This window comes from Serratia plymuthica NBRC 102599, assembly GCF_001590925.1.
Classification (GTDB): Bacteria; Pseudomonadota; Gammaproteobacteria; order Enterobacterales; family Enterobacteriaceae; genus Serratia; species Serratia plymuthica.
On sequence record NZ_BCTU01000003.1, the window covers coordinates 194038 to 208835 of the forward strand.

General features: G+C 52.7%; 20 protein-coding genes. 17 read left to right on the top strand and 3 right to left on the bottom strand.

Annotation, left to right across the window (positions count from 1 at the left end):
• Window positions 1-28: 28 nt before the first annotated feature.
• From SPL01S_RS02845 to SPL01S_RS02895, 11 genes are all read left to right on the top strand, one after another.
• Window positions 29-352 (top strand): hypothetical protein, encoded by a 324-nt coding sequence (locus tag SPL01S_RS02845; RefSeq protein ID WP_063197469.1) that lies wholly within the window; start codon window positions 29-31, stop codon window positions 350-352.
• Window positions 349-1038, top strand: a complete 690-nt coding sequence (locus SPL01S_RS02850) for a type 1 glutamine amidotransferase domain-containing protein (protein ID WP_063197471.1) — start codon at window positions 349-351, stop codon at window positions 1036-1038. The genes SPL01S_RS02845 and SPL01S_RS02850 overlap by 4 nt, the downstream gene beginning before the upstream one ends.
• A 101-nt stretch (window positions 1039-1139) precedes the next feature.
• The gene (locus SPL01S_RS02855; RefSeq protein WP_063197473.1) at window positions 1140-2087 is read left to right on the top strand and encodes an aldo/keto reductase; all 948 of its coding nucleotides are present in this window, start codon (window positions 1140-1142) and stop codon (window positions 2085-2087) included.
• Window positions 2088-2229: 142 nt separating this feature from the next.
• Window positions 2230-3264, top strand: coding sequence for an amidohydrolase family protein (locus SPL01S_RS02860; protein WP_063197475.1), 1035 nt, complete (start codon window positions 2230-2232; stop codon window positions 3262-3264).
• Between the two features lie 147 nt (window positions 3265-3411).
• On the top strand, window positions 3412-3987 hold the full coding sequence (locus SPL01S_RS02865; RefSeq protein ID WP_063197477.1) for an NAD(P)H-dependent oxidoreductase: 576 nt from the start codon (window positions 3412-3414) through the stop codon (window positions 3985-3987).
• Window positions 3988-4001: 14 nt separating this feature from the next.
• Complete coding sequence (locus SPL01S_RS02870) at window positions 4002-4721, top strand: antibiotic biosynthesis monooxygenase (protein WP_063197479.1); 720 nt, start codon at window positions 4002-4004, stop codon at window positions 4719-4721.
• A gap of 42 nt (window positions 4722-4763) precedes the next feature.
• Window positions 4764-5552: a carboxymuconolactone decarboxylase family protein gene (locus tag SPL01S_RS02875; RefSeq protein WP_063197481.1), complete on the top strand. Its 789-nt coding sequence runs from the start codon at window positions 4764-4766 to the stop codon at window positions 5550-5552.
• A 184-nt stretch (window positions 5553-5736) separates the two neighbouring features.
• On the top strand, window positions 5737-6669 hold the full coding sequence (locus SPL01S_RS02880; protein WP_063197546.1) for an NAD(P)-dependent alcohol dehydrogenase: 933 nt from the start codon (window positions 5737-5739) through the stop codon (window positions 6667-6669).
• A 2-nt stretch (window positions 6670-6671) separates the two neighbouring features.
• Complete coding sequence (locus tag SPL01S_RS02885) at window positions 6672-7394, top strand: helix-turn-helix transcriptional regulator (RefSeq protein WP_063197483.1); 723 nt, start codon at window positions 6672-6674, stop codon at window positions 7392-7394.
• A gap of 272 nt (window positions 7395-7666) precedes the next feature.
• A complete protein-coding gene (locus SPL01S_RS02890) occupies window positions 7667-7924 on the top strand; it encodes a hypothetical protein (RefSeq protein ID WP_063197485.1) in 258 nt (85 codons plus the stop codon).
• 430 nt (window positions 7925-8354) lie between these two features.
• Window positions 8355-9176 (top strand): MrpH family fimbial adhesin, encoded by an 822-nt coding sequence (locus tag SPL01S_RS02895; RefSeq protein ID WP_147424917.1) that lies wholly within the window; start codon window positions 8355-8357, stop codon window positions 9174-9176.
• A 72-nt stretch (window positions 9177-9248) separates the two neighbouring features.
• Here the strand turns inward: SPL01S_RS02895 and SPL01S_RS02900 are convergent, their stop codons facing one another.
• On the bottom strand, window positions 9249-10160 hold the full coding sequence (locus SPL01S_RS02900) for a LysR family transcriptional regulator (RefSeq protein ID WP_063197487.1): 912 nt from the start codon (window positions 10158-10160) through the stop codon (window positions 9249-9251).
• Between the two features lie 114 nt (window positions 10161-10274).
• On the opposite strand from SPL01S_RS02900, the gene SPL01S_RS02905 reads away from it, so the two are divergent.
• Complete coding sequence (locus SPL01S_RS02905) at window positions 10275-11138, top strand: aldo/keto reductase family oxidoreductase (RefSeq protein ID WP_063197489.1); 864 nt, start codon at window positions 10275-10277, stop codon at window positions 11136-11138.
• A gap of 66 nt (window positions 11139-11204) precedes the next feature.
• Here SPL01S_RS02905 and SPL01S_RS02910 read toward each other — a convergent pair whose 3' ends face one another.
• Window positions 11205-11657, bottom strand: coding sequence for a GNAT family N-acetyltransferase (locus tag SPL01S_RS02910; protein WP_063197492.1), 453 nt, complete (start codon window positions 11655-11657; stop codon window positions 11205-11207).
• Between the two features lie 161 nt (window positions 11658-11818).
• On the opposite strand from SPL01S_RS02910, the gene SPL01S_RS02915 reads away from it, so the two are divergent.
• Both SPL01S_RS02915 and SPL01S_RS02920 read left to right on the top strand, forming a co-directional pair.
• The gene (locus SPL01S_RS02915) at window positions 11819-12553 is read left to right on the top strand and encodes a class I SAM-dependent methyltransferase (protein ID WP_063197494.1); all 735 of its coding nucleotides are present in this window, start codon (window positions 11819-11821) and stop codon (window positions 12551-12553) included.
• Between the two features lie 159 nt (window positions 12554-12712).
• The gene (locus SPL01S_RS02920) at window positions 12713-12895 is read left to right on the top strand and encodes a GDFGVC terminal motif YodC-like protein (RefSeq protein ID WP_063197496.1); all 183 of its coding nucleotides are present in this window, start codon (window positions 12713-12715) and stop codon (window positions 12893-12895) included.
• Window positions 12896-12928: 33 nt separating this feature from the next.
• Here the strand turns inward: SPL01S_RS02920 and SPL01S_RS02925 are convergent, their stop codons facing one another.
• Window positions 12929-13207, bottom strand: a complete 279-nt coding sequence (locus SPL01S_RS02925) for a GNAT family N-acetyltransferase (protein WP_063197498.1) — start codon at window positions 13205-13207, stop codon at window positions 12929-12931.
• A 117-nt stretch (window positions 13208-13324) separates the two neighbouring features.
• Between SPL01S_RS02925 and SPL01S_RS02930 the strand changes: the two genes are divergently transcribed.
• From SPL01S_RS02930 to SPL01S_RS02940, 3 genes are all read left to right on the top strand, one after another.
• Window positions 13325-13738: a DoxX family protein gene (locus tag SPL01S_RS02930; protein ID WP_004953687.1), complete on the top strand. Its 414-nt coding sequence runs from the start codon at window positions 13325-13327 to the stop codon at window positions 13736-13738.
• Between the two features lie 195 nt (window positions 13739-13933).
• Entirely contained in the window at window positions 13934-14272 is a 339-nt protein-coding gene (locus tag SPL01S_RS02935; protein WP_004953692.1) for an MbeD/MobD family mobilization/exclusion family protein, read from the top strand.
• Between the two features lie 66 nt (window positions 14273-14338).
• Window positions 14339-14785, top strand: a complete 447-nt coding sequence (locus SPL01S_RS02940) for a DUF1198 family protein (RefSeq protein ID WP_004953697.1) — start codon at window positions 14339-14341, stop codon at window positions 14783-14785.
• Window positions 14786-14798 lie beyond the last annotated feature (13 nt).

A 14798-nucleotide genomic window follows, 5' to 3' on the forward strand; every position in this document is an offset into this window, starting at 1 on the left:
CCTTCGTAGTTAAGTTCAGGAGACTGAAATGCGCATTTTGTGTTTGGATATTCCCGCTTCCGGCGCCTCGCTGGAAAAATACGCTCCACATCTGACTTCAGAAGTGTTGCATACCTGGGGTTTATATAAATCCGGCAGCATCCGGGATATTTATTTTCGACAGGATCGGCCCGGCGTAGCGATTTTTCTCGAATGTGACTCGGTGGAAAAAGCCCGGATGGTGATGGCCGATTTTCCGCTGGCAAAAGCCGGTCTGCTTACCTTCGAATGTATCCCTTTGGGGTCATTTACCAATTGGGAACACCTGTTTGCCGGGGAGTTCAAAGATCAGCCAGAGGAAGCGATGAAATGAAATCAGACCGCAAACCCGTGCTGTGCGTCGTCACCAGCCATCCGATAAAAGGCGTTTCCGGCGTGCCTACCGGTTTTTTCATGGCTGAGCTCACTCATCCCCTGAAAGTGCTGGAAGATGCGGGGATCCCAACAGTGATTGCCAGCATTCGTGGGGGCCAACCGCCGATTGACGGTTTCGATCTCAGCGATCCCGTTAACGCCTGGTTCTGGAACGAGACCGATTTCCAGCATCGCCTCGCCACCACGCCGCCTTTATCTGAGCTTAACGGGGCCGATTATTCCGCGGTCTTTTTTGCTGGCGGGCACGGCACAATGTGGAACTACCGCGATAACCCAGATGCGCAGCGCATTATCAGGGAGGTATACGAAAGCGGTGGGATAGTGTCGGCAGTCTGCCATGGCCCGGCCGCGCTGGTTGACGCAAAACTCAGCAATGGTGAATACCTGGTGAAAGGAAAGAACCTGGCAGCCTTCACCAATAAAGAGGAAGACGAAGTTCAGGGAACAGCTGTGGTCCCCTATTTGTTGGAAACCGCCCTACGGGAGCACGGCGCACATCATCATGAAGCACCCAACTGGTCTGAGAATGTGGTGACGGATGGTCGCCTGATCACCGGTCAGAACCCTGCCTCCGCGCACGGCGTTGGCGTGGCGTTGGCGGACGCGCTGTACCAGACAATCTAACGGCGGGCACAGCGCGCCGGCACCGTTATTCTGTTCAACGTGTTAAACCCTCATTTGGGCCGGGCGGAAATCATTTCTCCGGCCCTTTCCAGGAGGACATAATGAAAAAATTGCCAAAAATAGCGTTGGGAACCTGGTCCTGGGGAGCGGGATTTGCGGGCGGAGATACCGTATTCGGCAATCACCTTTCCGACCGGCAGATGGCAGAGGTATTCAGCAGAGCCATGGATAAAGGGCTTAATCTGTGGGATACCGCCGCCGTCTACGGGATGGGAAGCTCCGAAACAGCGCTGGGTAAGTTAGTCCGTCAGTACCCGCGTGAAGACATAATTCTATCGACCAAGTTTACCCCGCAAATTGCCGACAAGGCGTCGGTTCAGCCCGTTAGCGCCATGCTTGAAGCGAGCCTCGAGCGCCTGGGCGTGGAGGAGATTGATATCTACTGGATCCATAATCCTTCAGACGTGGAGAAATGGACGGCGGGCCTTATTCCGCTTTTACAGAGCGGCAGGGTTAAACAGGTTGGCGTATCCAATCACAGCCTGGAACAAATAAAGCGTGCAAATGAAATCCTGAAACAGGCCGGTTTCTCTGTGAGCGCAATTCAAAATCATTACAGCTTGCTCTACCGTTCATCGGAAGACGCAGGGATCCTCGACTATTGCCATAAAAACGGCATCACCTTTTTTGCCTATATGGTGCTGGAACAGGGAGCCTTGAGCGGCCGTTACAACTCGCAAAATCCCATGCCCGCCGGCAGTGGGCGCGCTGAAACCTATAACCGGGTTCTACCGCAGCTGGAAAACTTAACCGCGGCGATGAAGGTGATGGGAGATGCCAGAAACGCCAGCGTTGCGCAGGTTGCCATCGCGTGGGCCATTGCGAAAGGCACCCTGCCGATCATTGGTGCGACCAAGGTTCACCATGTTCAAGACGCTGCCGGGGCCGCAGACATTCAGCTTGGCACTGAGGAAATGGCAGCGCTGGAACGCCTTGCTAAAGAAGCGGGAGTGGATACGCGGGGGGCATGGGAGAAATCCATGGTCTAACGAGGGGCTCGAAGCATGTCACCGGGTTCCCCCCTTTTTCAAGACGGGATCCCGCGTTCTGGCAGGTATCGCCATTTCAGGCATTCTCCCCCGTTGTACAGCGGTTCCCTTATGTCAAAACACTGAGCGGAAATCAAAAGCGATGAAAATCATTTGCCTTGAAGAACATACTCTGGATAAAGCGCTGGTTATGGCATCCATGCCGGCTGCACTTGCGCAGGCGCCGTTTCTGAGCGACTGGGGCAAAACGGTTACTGACGGCAATCTTCCCGACCGAAGCCGCCCCCAAATTGAAAAAAACGACCTGATTAACGTTAAGGGCGCAGACATAGGTCGCGGGCGTCTGGACGATATGGACGAGGCAGGCATCACCATGCAGGTGCTTTCGGTTGGCGGATTTCCGCATCTGGCACCGGCTGCTGAGGTGGTGGATTTGAACCGCGCGGCTAACGACCGCCTCGCTAACGCGGTTAACGCTCATCCAGACCGCTTTGCCGCATTCGCCACGCTTCCATGGGCTCAGCCCGATTCGGCAGAAAAAGAACTTGAGCGAGCGGTTAAAGAGTTGGGTTTTAAAGGCGCTCTACTAAACGGCAGGCCATCAACCCATTTTCTCGACCATCCGGATTACGACGGACTGCTGGCCCGCTTTAACGCTCTTGGCGTCCCGCTCTATCTCCATCCGGGGCTTCCCGTTCGCAGCGTACAACAGGCTTATTACTGTGGCTTCAGCGATGAAGTCACGGCCAGGCTATCGATGTTTGGTTGGGGGTGGCATCACGAAGCGGGCATTCATCTGCTGCGGTTAATCCTGTCCGGGGCCTTTGATAGATATCCGAACCTACAGGTCATCAGCGGCCACTGGGGAGAGATGCTGCCATTCTGGTTACAGCGTCTGGACGATAGCCTCCCCCAGGCCGCTACGGGATTACGACGCACCATTACGCAGACCTTTAAGGAACAGGTGTATGTGACACCCTCCGGAATGCTGACGCTGCCGCATTTTCAGTTTATCTATGCGCTGTTGGGGGCCGAACGGATCCTTTTTTCTGTTGATTATCCCTACCAGACACTGGATGGCGTGAAGGCATTTATCCAAAGTTTGCCTGTTCCTGAAGAGGCGAAAGAAGCGATAGCCTTCCGCAATGCTGAGCGGTTACTCGGATTAACGTCTTGATAAAACAGGCTTTGCGAAAGCATTGAGTCAATCAGGGTAATTATTAGCTTTTGGCTAAAAGTGATTGAGCCATTAATACTCTAAAAAACAGAATACGGTCAATCTATACTGGAGACCTATTAAACAATTAATTTTAAGCCATTGAAAATGAAAAATATCCTGATTATTTCCGGACATCCGAATCTTAACGAGTCAATCGGTAACGCGACAATCCTGGATGAGATAGCCCTGGCATTGCCAGAAGTTGAAATTCGCCGCCTGGACTGGCTCTATCCGGACAACAAAATCAATGTAAAAGCAGAGCAGGAGAGCCTGCTGAAAGCTGATGTGATCGTCTGGCAATTTCCCTTCTCCTGGTATTCGCTTCCGGGCGTAATGAAATTATGGCTGGATGAGGTTTTTGTCCACGGGTTCGCCCATGGTTCAACGGCAAAACTTGGCGGTAAAAAACTTATTCTTTCGTTTACCACCGGCGCACCGCAAGCGCTCTATTCATCGGAAGGATTTTTTGGCCATAGCCTTGAAAATTACCTTGCCCAGTTTGAAACCACCGCCAGACTTTGCAATCTGGATTTGCAAATGCCGGTGTATACCTGTGGCATCACTTATGCCGACAGGGATGAAAATAAAATAGCGCAACAGAAAACAATGGCCAAAGAGCATGCTTCACGACTGATCGCGCTGTTGAAATCCTTATCCCCAGAATTGAAACTGGCCGTATAAAATAAAGGTATCCTGTGAAAAATATCATAACCATGACGCTCTGCCTGCTGGTTGGCAGCCCCGCATTTGCAGCCAGCTCAACTCTGCGGGATAAAACCGTTATGAACATTTTCGAGCTTGGCATCAAAGCGGGGAAAAGCCGGCAGTATGATGAAATCGCCAGAAGCAATATTTCCTCTTCCGTTGAGACTGAAAGTGGCACCTTGGCAATGTACTCGCTCAAACGCAAGGATGATCTAAACCAGGCGTACATGATTGAAATCTACGCCGGAAAGGAGGCCTATAAAAAACACGTAGATTCAGAGCAGTACAAGGCGTTTATTGAACGTGCGCCTGAAATCATAGATCAAAAAAGCAAAACAGATGTCACACCGCAATTTCTTGGCGATAAACAAATAGTACAAAACGAGAGAACGATAAATAACCTGGTTATTGTCGATGTAAAACCCGAGCATCAGCAGGCCTTCAAAAATATCGTCCTCGCGGAAATGTCCGACGCCCTGAAGCTTGAAGATGGCGTGCTGGCTATGTATGCCGCGACCGATGCGGAAAATGAAAATCGCTGGTACTTCTATGAAATTTACGCCAGCGAAGCTGATTATCAACGGCACAGGCAGACACCGCACTTCCGGGGATATATAGAGCAAACCTCAGAAATGACAACCGGCAAGGAATCAATCCCTGTCGTGCCCGTTTTTCTCAGAAATAAAGGCGCCATGCAGTTTGATGATTAGTGCCTGAGCTTCAGTCGATTGAATGATCAATGAGGTTTTGCAATGAAAGAGATTATTGCCGCTACCGTGATGTCGCTTGTACTTGCAGATTTCGCGGATGCAGAAGAAAAAAGAGGTGAAGCTATGTTGAAAATTAATCCGTCGGGCCTTTCAGTTGCCGATATCCAATCCGTTTCCCCGGCACTGGCCCGCTTCGGTAGCGAAGCCATTACGGACGATCTCTGGAAACGTGATGAGCTTTCGCAACGTGACCGCAGTATCGTTACCCTGGCCATTCTGATTGCCAGGAGCCAGCCTACCGAACTAAAGCACTATGTCGGGGTTGCTCTCGACAGTGGCGTTACACCGGCCGAAGTATCGGAGATTATCACGCACCTTGCGTTCTATTCCGGATGGCCAAGTGCGATGTCGGCTATCGCAGTCACTAAAGGTGTTTTTCAGGAGCGTGGCGTCACTGCACAACAGTTAGCCGAGGCCTCTCCTGCACTTCTGCCGCTTAATCAGGATGCCGAACGGCAGCGTTCAGAAACGGTGGAAAAAAATGTCGCGCCAATTTCCCCCGGGCTGGTCAAATTCACCACCGCCCCTCTCTTTCTCGATCTTTGGCAGAGGCCGGCGCTTAAGCCCCGGGACAGGAGTCTTGTGACGGTAAGCGCGCTGATAGCATCGGGGCAGAACGCGCAAATCGGTTACCACCTTAACCGGGCCATGGATAATGGATTGACCGCCGAAGAAGCGGGTGAAGTCGTGACCCAATGCGCTTTCTATGCCGGCTGGCCAAATGCCTTTTCGGCAGCCCCTGTGGTCGGTGAAGTGCTACGCACCCGATAAAGGATAGAGCGCCCTGGATTAGCGGTGCCAAAAGAGCCTAACGAATGGTGCCAGAAACTGGCATCACAGCGTTATAGGATGTCTCCGCAAGCAGAGAGACATCCAAATCGCGCTCATCTCCTCCTGTTTTTAGAAGGAGTTGCAACGTACCTCGACCAGAACCGCTCAAACCTTGGTGAAGCAAATGAAACGTATTCAGTACGACAGTTATGGTGGCCCGGAGCTGATGCGGGTCGATGAGTTTGAATTACCCACGCCCGCTAGCGATGAAGTGGCCGTGCGAGTCAGGTTCGCGGCAATCAACCCCATCGACTGGAAACTGCGCAACGGACTGATGAAGATCGTCACCGGCAGAAAGTTTCCCCGCGCAATGGGAATGGATTTTTCCGGTATCGTCACGTCCATTGGCCCAGGGGTCTCGCGCTTTAGGGTCGGCGACGCCGTCTTCGGCCTCGCTCGCTTCAAGGAAAGCGGTGCGCTTGGCCAGTCAGTGATCACGAAAGAAAACTTCCTGGCCAGGAAGCCCGAGAGTATCTCCTTCGAGGATGCCGCCTGTCTGGGTACTCCGGGCGTTACGGCATGGAACGGGCTGATCGACAAGGCCAAACTGCAAGCGGGCCAGCACGTCTTCATTAATGGCTGTGCCGGAGCGGTTGGCGAAGCATCTGTGCAGATCGCACGGCTTTTCGGTGCGGTCGTTTCCGGAAGTTGCAGCTCCCGAGACATGGAGCGCGCTAAATCACTTGGCGTACAGACTGTCTACGACTATCGCGCAACGGATTTGTCGTCAATAACCCCCCGCTTCGATGTGGTATACGACACTGCTGCGACAATGACCGTATCTGCCGGCGTGGCTATGCTACGCCGCGGGGGCGTGTTCCTTGACCTCAACCCCGACCTGGGCAAGTTCATTCGGGCAGTTTTCGATCGACGACTGAAACCTGTCATGGGTTCGCCGCGAGCCGACATCCTGGAAAAGCTTGCCAGTGCCGCTAAAGAGGGCAAGTTCCAAATCGCGATTGGCGAAACCGTTGATCTTGAGGCCGCAATTCAACTGATCACCGAGCTTGAAAAGGGCCGCAAGCTCGGCGGTAAAGGCATTGTGGCGATGGAGTAAGCATGGCCAGAAGTCATCGATTATTCGACCTGATGCAAGTGCTCCGCCGACACCGAAGAACGGTGTCGGGCCAGGCGCTTGCGCGTGAGTTGGGCGTGTCCCTGCGAACCATCCGCCGCGACGTTGCCACACTGCAGGACATGGGAGCAGACATCGACGGTGAACCAGGCGTCGGCTACATCCTGCGGCCAGGATTTCTCCTGCCGCCAATGTCTTTTACCGAAGAAGAGATCCTGGCGCTCGCGACCGGCGCCAAGTGGGTCAGTCGTCAGACCGACGCGACGTTGGCTCTTGCAGTGACAAACGCGCTGGCCAAAATCAACGCAGTGCTTCCACCCGACATGCGTTCAGCCTTCGACGATGACACTATCTATGTAGGCCATTCGCTGAAAGGCTCGACACATCTTGATCTGAGCGAAGTCCGCCGAGCGCTTCGCGAGCAGCGTAAGCTGCGTATCAAGCTGTCTCTCGAACACGCACCGGAAGATGAGCAGGTGATATGGCCGATCATGCTCGGCTTTATCGAAGCCAAGCGGTTTATCGCAGCCAAGCGGTTTATCGCAGCCTGGTGCGAGCTGGATGAACAGTTCCGGGTGATCGGCATGGACGATATCACGAGCGCGGAAGTTCTTGCCGAACGCTACCTTCGGAGTCGCCGGCTGCTCGTTAAGGAGTGGCGCGCTCTCGAGATGCGGCCGTGCAACGGCCAGGGCGAGATTTGCTGATTTTAGGCATATGCCATAAATGTCGATCGGTCACCCATGCCCCTATGCTTAACTCCGCATCGCCTCACAACCACGTTTAATCATCTGTTTTAAAATAAAATAGAAATAACTGGCTTTATATCCTTAGCCGTCTCACGCAATAACCCCATATTACCCTTGCCAGGTGTAAGGTTGCCCGCTAGTTTATTGGTTACAGTGACGCGCTGATTTATAAGCATCAGAGATGCCCGCAGCGTGTCGTCATAGCAGCACACCGAAGTAAGGACAATGCCATGGTGGTTTACAGCTTTTTCGTGAGAGGGGATCAAATTTTTGCTCTCAATACCTCATCACCTGATTTCGAGACCAGGCAGAAACATTTTTTGGACAAAGGGTACGCAAAGCAGTTTGAAGAACTGGAAGCCCTGTCCCCAGAGGCCGCCGTTATCAGATTTAAAGACATCAAAGGTGAGGAGCGCAAAACAGAACAGGCTTTTTCCACAAGCGCTGTATTTACCTCGCTGATGGATGTTTTGTTGAAGAAGGGCTGACTGTTCACGGCAAAAATAGGCAACCAATGCAACTATCAGAGCCGAAGAGAATACTGAAAAACCGCAATTTACATGGCGGTTTTTTAGCGCTTCGGCACGCCAGAGTCTCAATACGCTTGATTCTCATCTCCCCCATGAAGTGGCCAACATGTATTCCAGAACGCAGAAAACAAAAAAACACCTTAAAAATTAAGGTTAAATACATAAACAAAAAAATTAATTCGCAATCAAACAATAAATAATTCATATATAACACGTCACAATTCAAATCCAATCAGTCACAAACTCGTCATTATCAATGTAAAAATCCAACTTAAGTTAAATATAAAAATTTAAATCTGATTATTTGCAATTTTTAGGTATACAACTCCGATTATGGGGTAAGGATGATATATTGCATAAAACAAACCTCACCCCTAAGGCCAGACTTATGAATCATATGAAAAAACAGGTCATCTTTATCTTTGTAGCCGTTTTCATTTATACCGGAACCGCCCAGGCAAGCATATTTATGCAGGTAACAAAAAGAACCGGCGACTGGTTTAGCGGAAGATTTTATTATGAGATGATTGATTGGACTACAGATGATAACACCCCCAATCCGTGCTACAAAAAATCAAACTGTATGTTAATGATCACCAGCTCTCATAATTATATGTTAAGCACTAATGACACCGATGGTTTCTGGAAGGCGGATAAAAACCCCTGGGTATCCAATTCTGAGACAATGGGTATTTTGGGGCAAAACTTCAAACAATTTGTTGGAGTACCTCGCTCTGGTAATTTCCCATACGCCAGTTTAACTGGCGCCAGAGGCTGTGTAAGCGTTTTTTATACAACACGGAGCGTTATTGGTGGGCTAAATAGGTTACCAGGGTCTATATGCGCTATGCCACCAGATGAAACAAACGCCTGTGAAATAAAAACCCCTCAACTAATGCTGGATCACGGTGTTTTAGCCCCAGAGCAGTTGAATAACAATACTGTCACCGACTCGCTATTGCTCTCCTGCCATCAAACAACAGAAATCGAGCTCTATATCAGTGAAAACACAGGCGGAGTCATGCTTCGTAGCGACGGTAGTTTATTTTCAAACCTCAAACTCAATGGTCAACCGGCAAACAAAGGTATTACCCTAAAGGTCGGGCCAACCGGCACCACAGTACAGGTAAGTTCCGTATTGAGAGCAGTAGGAAACATTGAGGCAGGCATCTTTCAGGGTAGCGCAGTGGCACTGTTGGCACTCCCCTGAACGTACGCATTGTATACCAGCCTGCCGGGTTTCTGCCTTATCCACCCGGCTCGAAAGCGTCATGACGCTGTTTCAAAGCCCGTGGCCTACCCCCTGCTTAATAAAATCAATAAAAGCGCGCAGCGGCGAGGGGATAAACCGCCGGTCGGAATAATAGAGAAACGGGCCGGAAAACTGCGGCCACCAGGGTTCGAGCACCGGCTCCAGGCTCCCCTTGGCCAGGTAAGGTTTCAACCAATCCTCAAACAGATAGACAATCCCCACTCCGGCCACCGCCGCCGCGATGGCCAGGTCCGTGGCACCACCGGCCTGCACCGTCAGCGGCCCCTCAGGGTGAAGTGAGACATTCTCTCCGTCCTTTGCAAACTCCCAGGGGTAACTTTTGCCGCTGGGGAAACGCCCCTTGATACAAGCGTGCGTAAACAGATCATGCGGATGTGCAGGCCGCCCAAGCCGTTCAAGGTAATCTGCAGATGCGCCTGCGGCAAAACGCTGTACCCTCGGGCCAATAGGTACGGCAATCATGTCTTTTTCCAGCCGTTCTTCATAACGGATACCGGCATCGCAGCCGGCGGCCAATACATCGACAAAGCTTTCTTCCGTCTGTACTTCAACCTTGATATCCGGGTAGGCGGCGAGAAAGGCAGGAATCAACGCCGGCAGCACCAGACGCGCCGCACTGACCGGGACATTCAGCTTAAGCGTTCCAGCGGGTTTATCGCGAAAACCATTCACCACATCGAGCGCGCCCTGCACCTCGGCCAGCGCTGGCCCCAGCCTTTCCAGCAAGCCGTAACCGGCGGCGGTTGGCGTTACGCTACGCGTAGTGCGGTTAAACAGCCGGACGCCAAGCTGTTTCTCCAGGCGCCGAATGGCATCGCTGAGCCCGGACGCGCTCCGGCCCAACGTTCGCGCACCTTCCCGAAATCCCCCTGAGCGCGCGACGGCGAGAAAAGCATGCAGGTCTTCTAGATCGGTTTTCATTGTTCGTTTCCCCGTACACCCCGTCCACTGCCCTACTACTTATCACGGGGGTGAGCTGCGCCTATTATAAATAAATGCGGCTGCCCCGCTGGCTATCCCAACAGGAGACAGGTTATGTCCATTAACGACAAGCATCACACATTTCCCCTTGGCGATCGAAACGTCAAGCGGCTCGGCTACGGTGCCATGCAGTTGGCCGGCCCCGGCGTGTTCGGGCCACCGAAGGATCCTGATGCCGCCCTGGCGGTACTGCGGGAAGCGGTTGCGCTGGGGGTTAACCATATCGACACCAGCGACTTTTACGGCCCGCATATCACTAACCAATTGATTCGTGAAGCGCTGGCGCCCTATCCGGACGATCTGACCCTTGTCACCAAAATCGGCGCGCGCCGAGGTGCGGACGCCTCATGGCTACCGGCCTTTTCCGCCGCAGAACTGACCAGCGCGGTACATGACAACTTGCGCAACCTGGGCCTTGAAGCGCTGGAGGTGGTCAATCTCAGGATCATGCTTGATACCCATGGCCCGGCGGAAGGCTCGATAGAAGAACCCTTGACGATCCTCGCGGAACTTCAACGCCAGGGATTGGTGAAACACATAGGCCTGAGTAATGTGACACTGACCCAGGTGGCGCAGGCACGCAAGATTTGCCGCATTGTTTGCGTGCAAAACCACTACAACCTGATAAACCGCAGCGACGATGCTCTGATTGACCATCTGGCCCAGGAAGGCATCGCTTATGTGCCGTTTTTCCCGCTCGGCGGTTTTACGCCGCTCCAATCCTCGGCGTTATCGGATATCGCAGTGCGTCTTGGGGCCACGCCCCTGCAAACCGCGCTGGCGTGGCTGTATCATCGTTCGCCCAATATTCTGCTGATACCGGGCACCTCCTCCATCGGTCATTTGCGCGAAAACCTCGCGGTGCCTGATTTGCCGTGGACGGAGGATATCGCTAAAGCACTGGACGCTCTCGTCTGACAATGCCCCCTCACGCGCGTTGCCAGGTTCGCCTTATTGATACGGCGGGCCTGGCTGCGGCGGTCTTTACAGCGCCCGCGTATACACCCGTGAAGCCTCGCCCCAGGGGTGATAGCCCAATCCGTTAAAAGCAAAACCCTGTTTTTCGTAGTAGCCCTCAAGATCGGTGCACAGATGCAATTGCGGGAAACCAAATTTGCGAGCCTCTTCCGCCACATGATTAATCAGCAACGCACCGTAACCCCGCCCACGGTGCGCTTCTTCCACATACAGCGCACACAGCCAGGGGTACAACTCGCCGCGGCTGATAAAATCATTGGTAATCAGCCCTGCACAACCCAGGATATCGTGGTTATCCATCAGCAAATACCACTGCGGCAGCGGATTGGCTGCGCCAATGCAGCGGGTAATGGCATCTTCATACATCATCAGGGTGTCGGGTGAAGCCCAGTGTTGCTGGAAATAGCGAATCGCCTGTTGCCTAAACTCAGGTGATTGACGCACCGAAATCATGTTCATATCCGTTCCTGTGGTTATTTTCCCTGCTTAAACCGGCTTAAAATTATGCGGCAAGCGAAAGGGGTTAGCACGGTGTTTATTATAGAAATCAGCCGGATGTGCGGATAACATGGCGTCACTGCCCAAAGATTCGGCAGTGTTTTTCCCAAACAGGAGCCGTTATGACGCAAAATATTTATGACAATCAGGCTTTCTTCGACGGTTATGCCCAGCTCAGTCGCTCGGTAAACGGGCTGGACGGCGCGCCGGAATGGCCGACTATCCGCAGCATATTGCCGGATTTGCACGGCAAGAAGGTGGTCGATCTCGGCTGCGGCTACGGTTGGTTCTGCCGCAGCGCACGCGAACAGGGCGCCGCGAGCGTACTTGGCATGGATCTCTCCGAGAAAATGCTGAACAAAGCGCGGGAGATGACGCAGGACGCCGGCATTGAATACCGCCGGCAAGATCTGGAGCAGCTTCAACTGCCGTCGGCATCCTGCGATCTGGCCTACAGTTCATTGACGCTGCACTATATCGAAGATCTGGCCCGGCTGTTCGCCACGGTTTATCAGGCGCTGGCGGCGGGTGGGCAGTTTATCTTCACCGCAGAGCACCCGATTTATACTGCGCCGCAGCATCAGGGCTGGCTGGTCGATCAACACGGGCAAAAATCCTGGCCGGTCAACGGCTATCAGCAGGAAGGGCAGCGGACCTCCAACTGGCTGGCGGAAGGCGTCATCAAGCAACACCGCATGCTCGGCAGCTATATCAACCTGCTGGTGCAACAGGGGTTCGTCATCACCTATTTGAATGAATGGGGCCCTTCGGCGCAGCAAATCGCGGAGAACCCGGCGCTCGATGAAGAAAAAGAACGCCCGATGATCTTTATCCTGGCCGCCCATAAACCCGCCTGATTATTCCCTTTCGCAGTACATCCTTAATACATCCACGCTTGGGGAGGCCACCTCCCCCCAATGTTTTATTCCGCCCCTGGCGGCGGCGCCTTCTTGCGCAAAGCCTGCCAACAGCCGACTATACTTAAGCTTTAACCCCTTTGAACCGGAGAGAAAACAATGGCATTTACTGTCGGCGATTTTGTACAGCGCACTACCGGCGGCCCAAAGATGGTCGTGGTGGCCATTGATGGTGACACGCTGGTCTGCAGTTGGAACGAACTGGGCACCGAGCAGCGTGCGGAAGTTCAGGCCAGCGATGTGGCGCTCTATCATGAAGACGGCGATTTCGGCGTATGCTGAGCGATCGGGGCGCTGCTGCGCCCCGCTAAGCTTTCAGGCGCGAATGTCCTGATAGCCCGGCGTGGTGTCGAATTCGTGTTTGGCGAACGGGCACAGCGGAATGATTTTACGGTTTTCCGCACGCATTTTCGCCACCACCAGCGCCACCAGCTTTTTACCCACCCCCTGACCTTTCAATACCTCATCTACCCAGGTGTGATCGATAATGGTTAATTTATCCCCGCTCGGCACAAAAGATATCTCGGCGATCGTCTTACCCTGCTTATCGTTTATATAGAAACGTTTCTCATCTTCCAGAATGTTAAGTTCCACAGCCTTTCTCCTGATATTTAAATGCGTAATGGCCTGCTGTCACTAGAAATAACCTAGGGTTAGTCTAGTCTTTAATCAGTAACACAACATAATTCTGTAGTGGCTAAGGAGTTCAAAATGGGTGACGGCTCAAAAGACGGTGTTATTTTGCTATCTCGAATATTGTTGATGGTCCTGTTTATCATTTTTGGCTGGATGAAACTGACCAGCTTTGGCGCAACGGTGAGCGCAATGGAGGGTTACGGCACCCCAATGCCGTATTTGGCGGCGATTATCGCCGTGGTGGTTGAGTTTGTTTTCGGCATCGCACTTATTCTCGGCATATTTACCCGCCCTATCGCGGTTATTTTCGCCGTCTATGTGCTCGGCACCGCTTTTATCGGCCATCCATTCTGGAAAATGACCGGGATGGAAATGATGGGCAATGAAATAAACTTCTTCAAAAACATCAGTATTATCGGCGGGCTGCTGCTTCTGGCAGTTACCGGCGCCGGGCGTTATTCGCTGGACTATAAATTCTTTAATAAGTAACGCTCTTCTGACAACGGCCGGTGGCAACGCTGCCGGCTGTTTTCCTGACTCTCCCCTCTTCGACATGCCATGCTGCGCAAGAGATGCCCCCCGGTAAAGCTGCGAGAATTATCTGCAATCGTCGTCAACGAGTGAGGTTCTGTGCAGTTTTCGTTATACTGCAAACCATTATTGAGTGCCGCAAAGGAAGAGACCATGAGAATGCGCGAGCTGGAAATCCAGTTTCAAAATGCAATGAGCGAGTTGCAGGCCAGCTTCGAAAAGCAGCACCGTGAATGGCAGCAAAGCTATCAGGCTCTGCAACAGTTATTGGAAGAGTCCAAACAACGCGAAGCGGCGCTACATATGCAAAATGCGCAGTTGGTGCGCAAACTGAGCACCGCCAACTCGGTGCCGGAACAGCACGCGCTGGTGAAGCAAATCAAAATGCTGGGCGCACATCTGGATGCGTTGGCCAAAGACGCCGCCACCTTCAACCATCACCTGCACAATCAACAGCGGGCAGCCGACAACTTCAGCGGCGAACAGCGTTGACCCCGGGCGCTGTAGCACAGCGCCTCCTGCCAAATACTGGCGCTCTGAGAGTGTAATAAATCATAAATGACCTGGATCATCATCGCAGCCCTGATCGTTGTATTTATTATTGGTTACCGCATTCTGACTTCAGACACCCGCAAAGCTATCGACTCGCTGGCCCACCTGCTGAAAGTTAAACCGATGCTGATTGAATCGATGATTCAGGAAATGGGCAGCCGCAACAGCCAGACCTTTATCCGCATGCTGAACAACGGTTATACCGAAGAGATGCACCAGGCGGCTTATCTGCTGTTTATCTATCTGACCTTTATCAAGCAGGCAAGCGACGAGCAAATCGCCCTGTGGCGTGAAACGCTGCTGCGCGCCGGGCTGTCGCCGGAGCTGCATGCCGAGCACACCGAGGCCGCGCTGTTTTACTTTGCCGATCTGGATATTGACGCCTTCGAACTGGCGCAGTTTCGCCGCGCCTACAATGAGCGCTTTAACCGCGAGGCGATCGCCAACGGGTGAAATACTCCCCCGC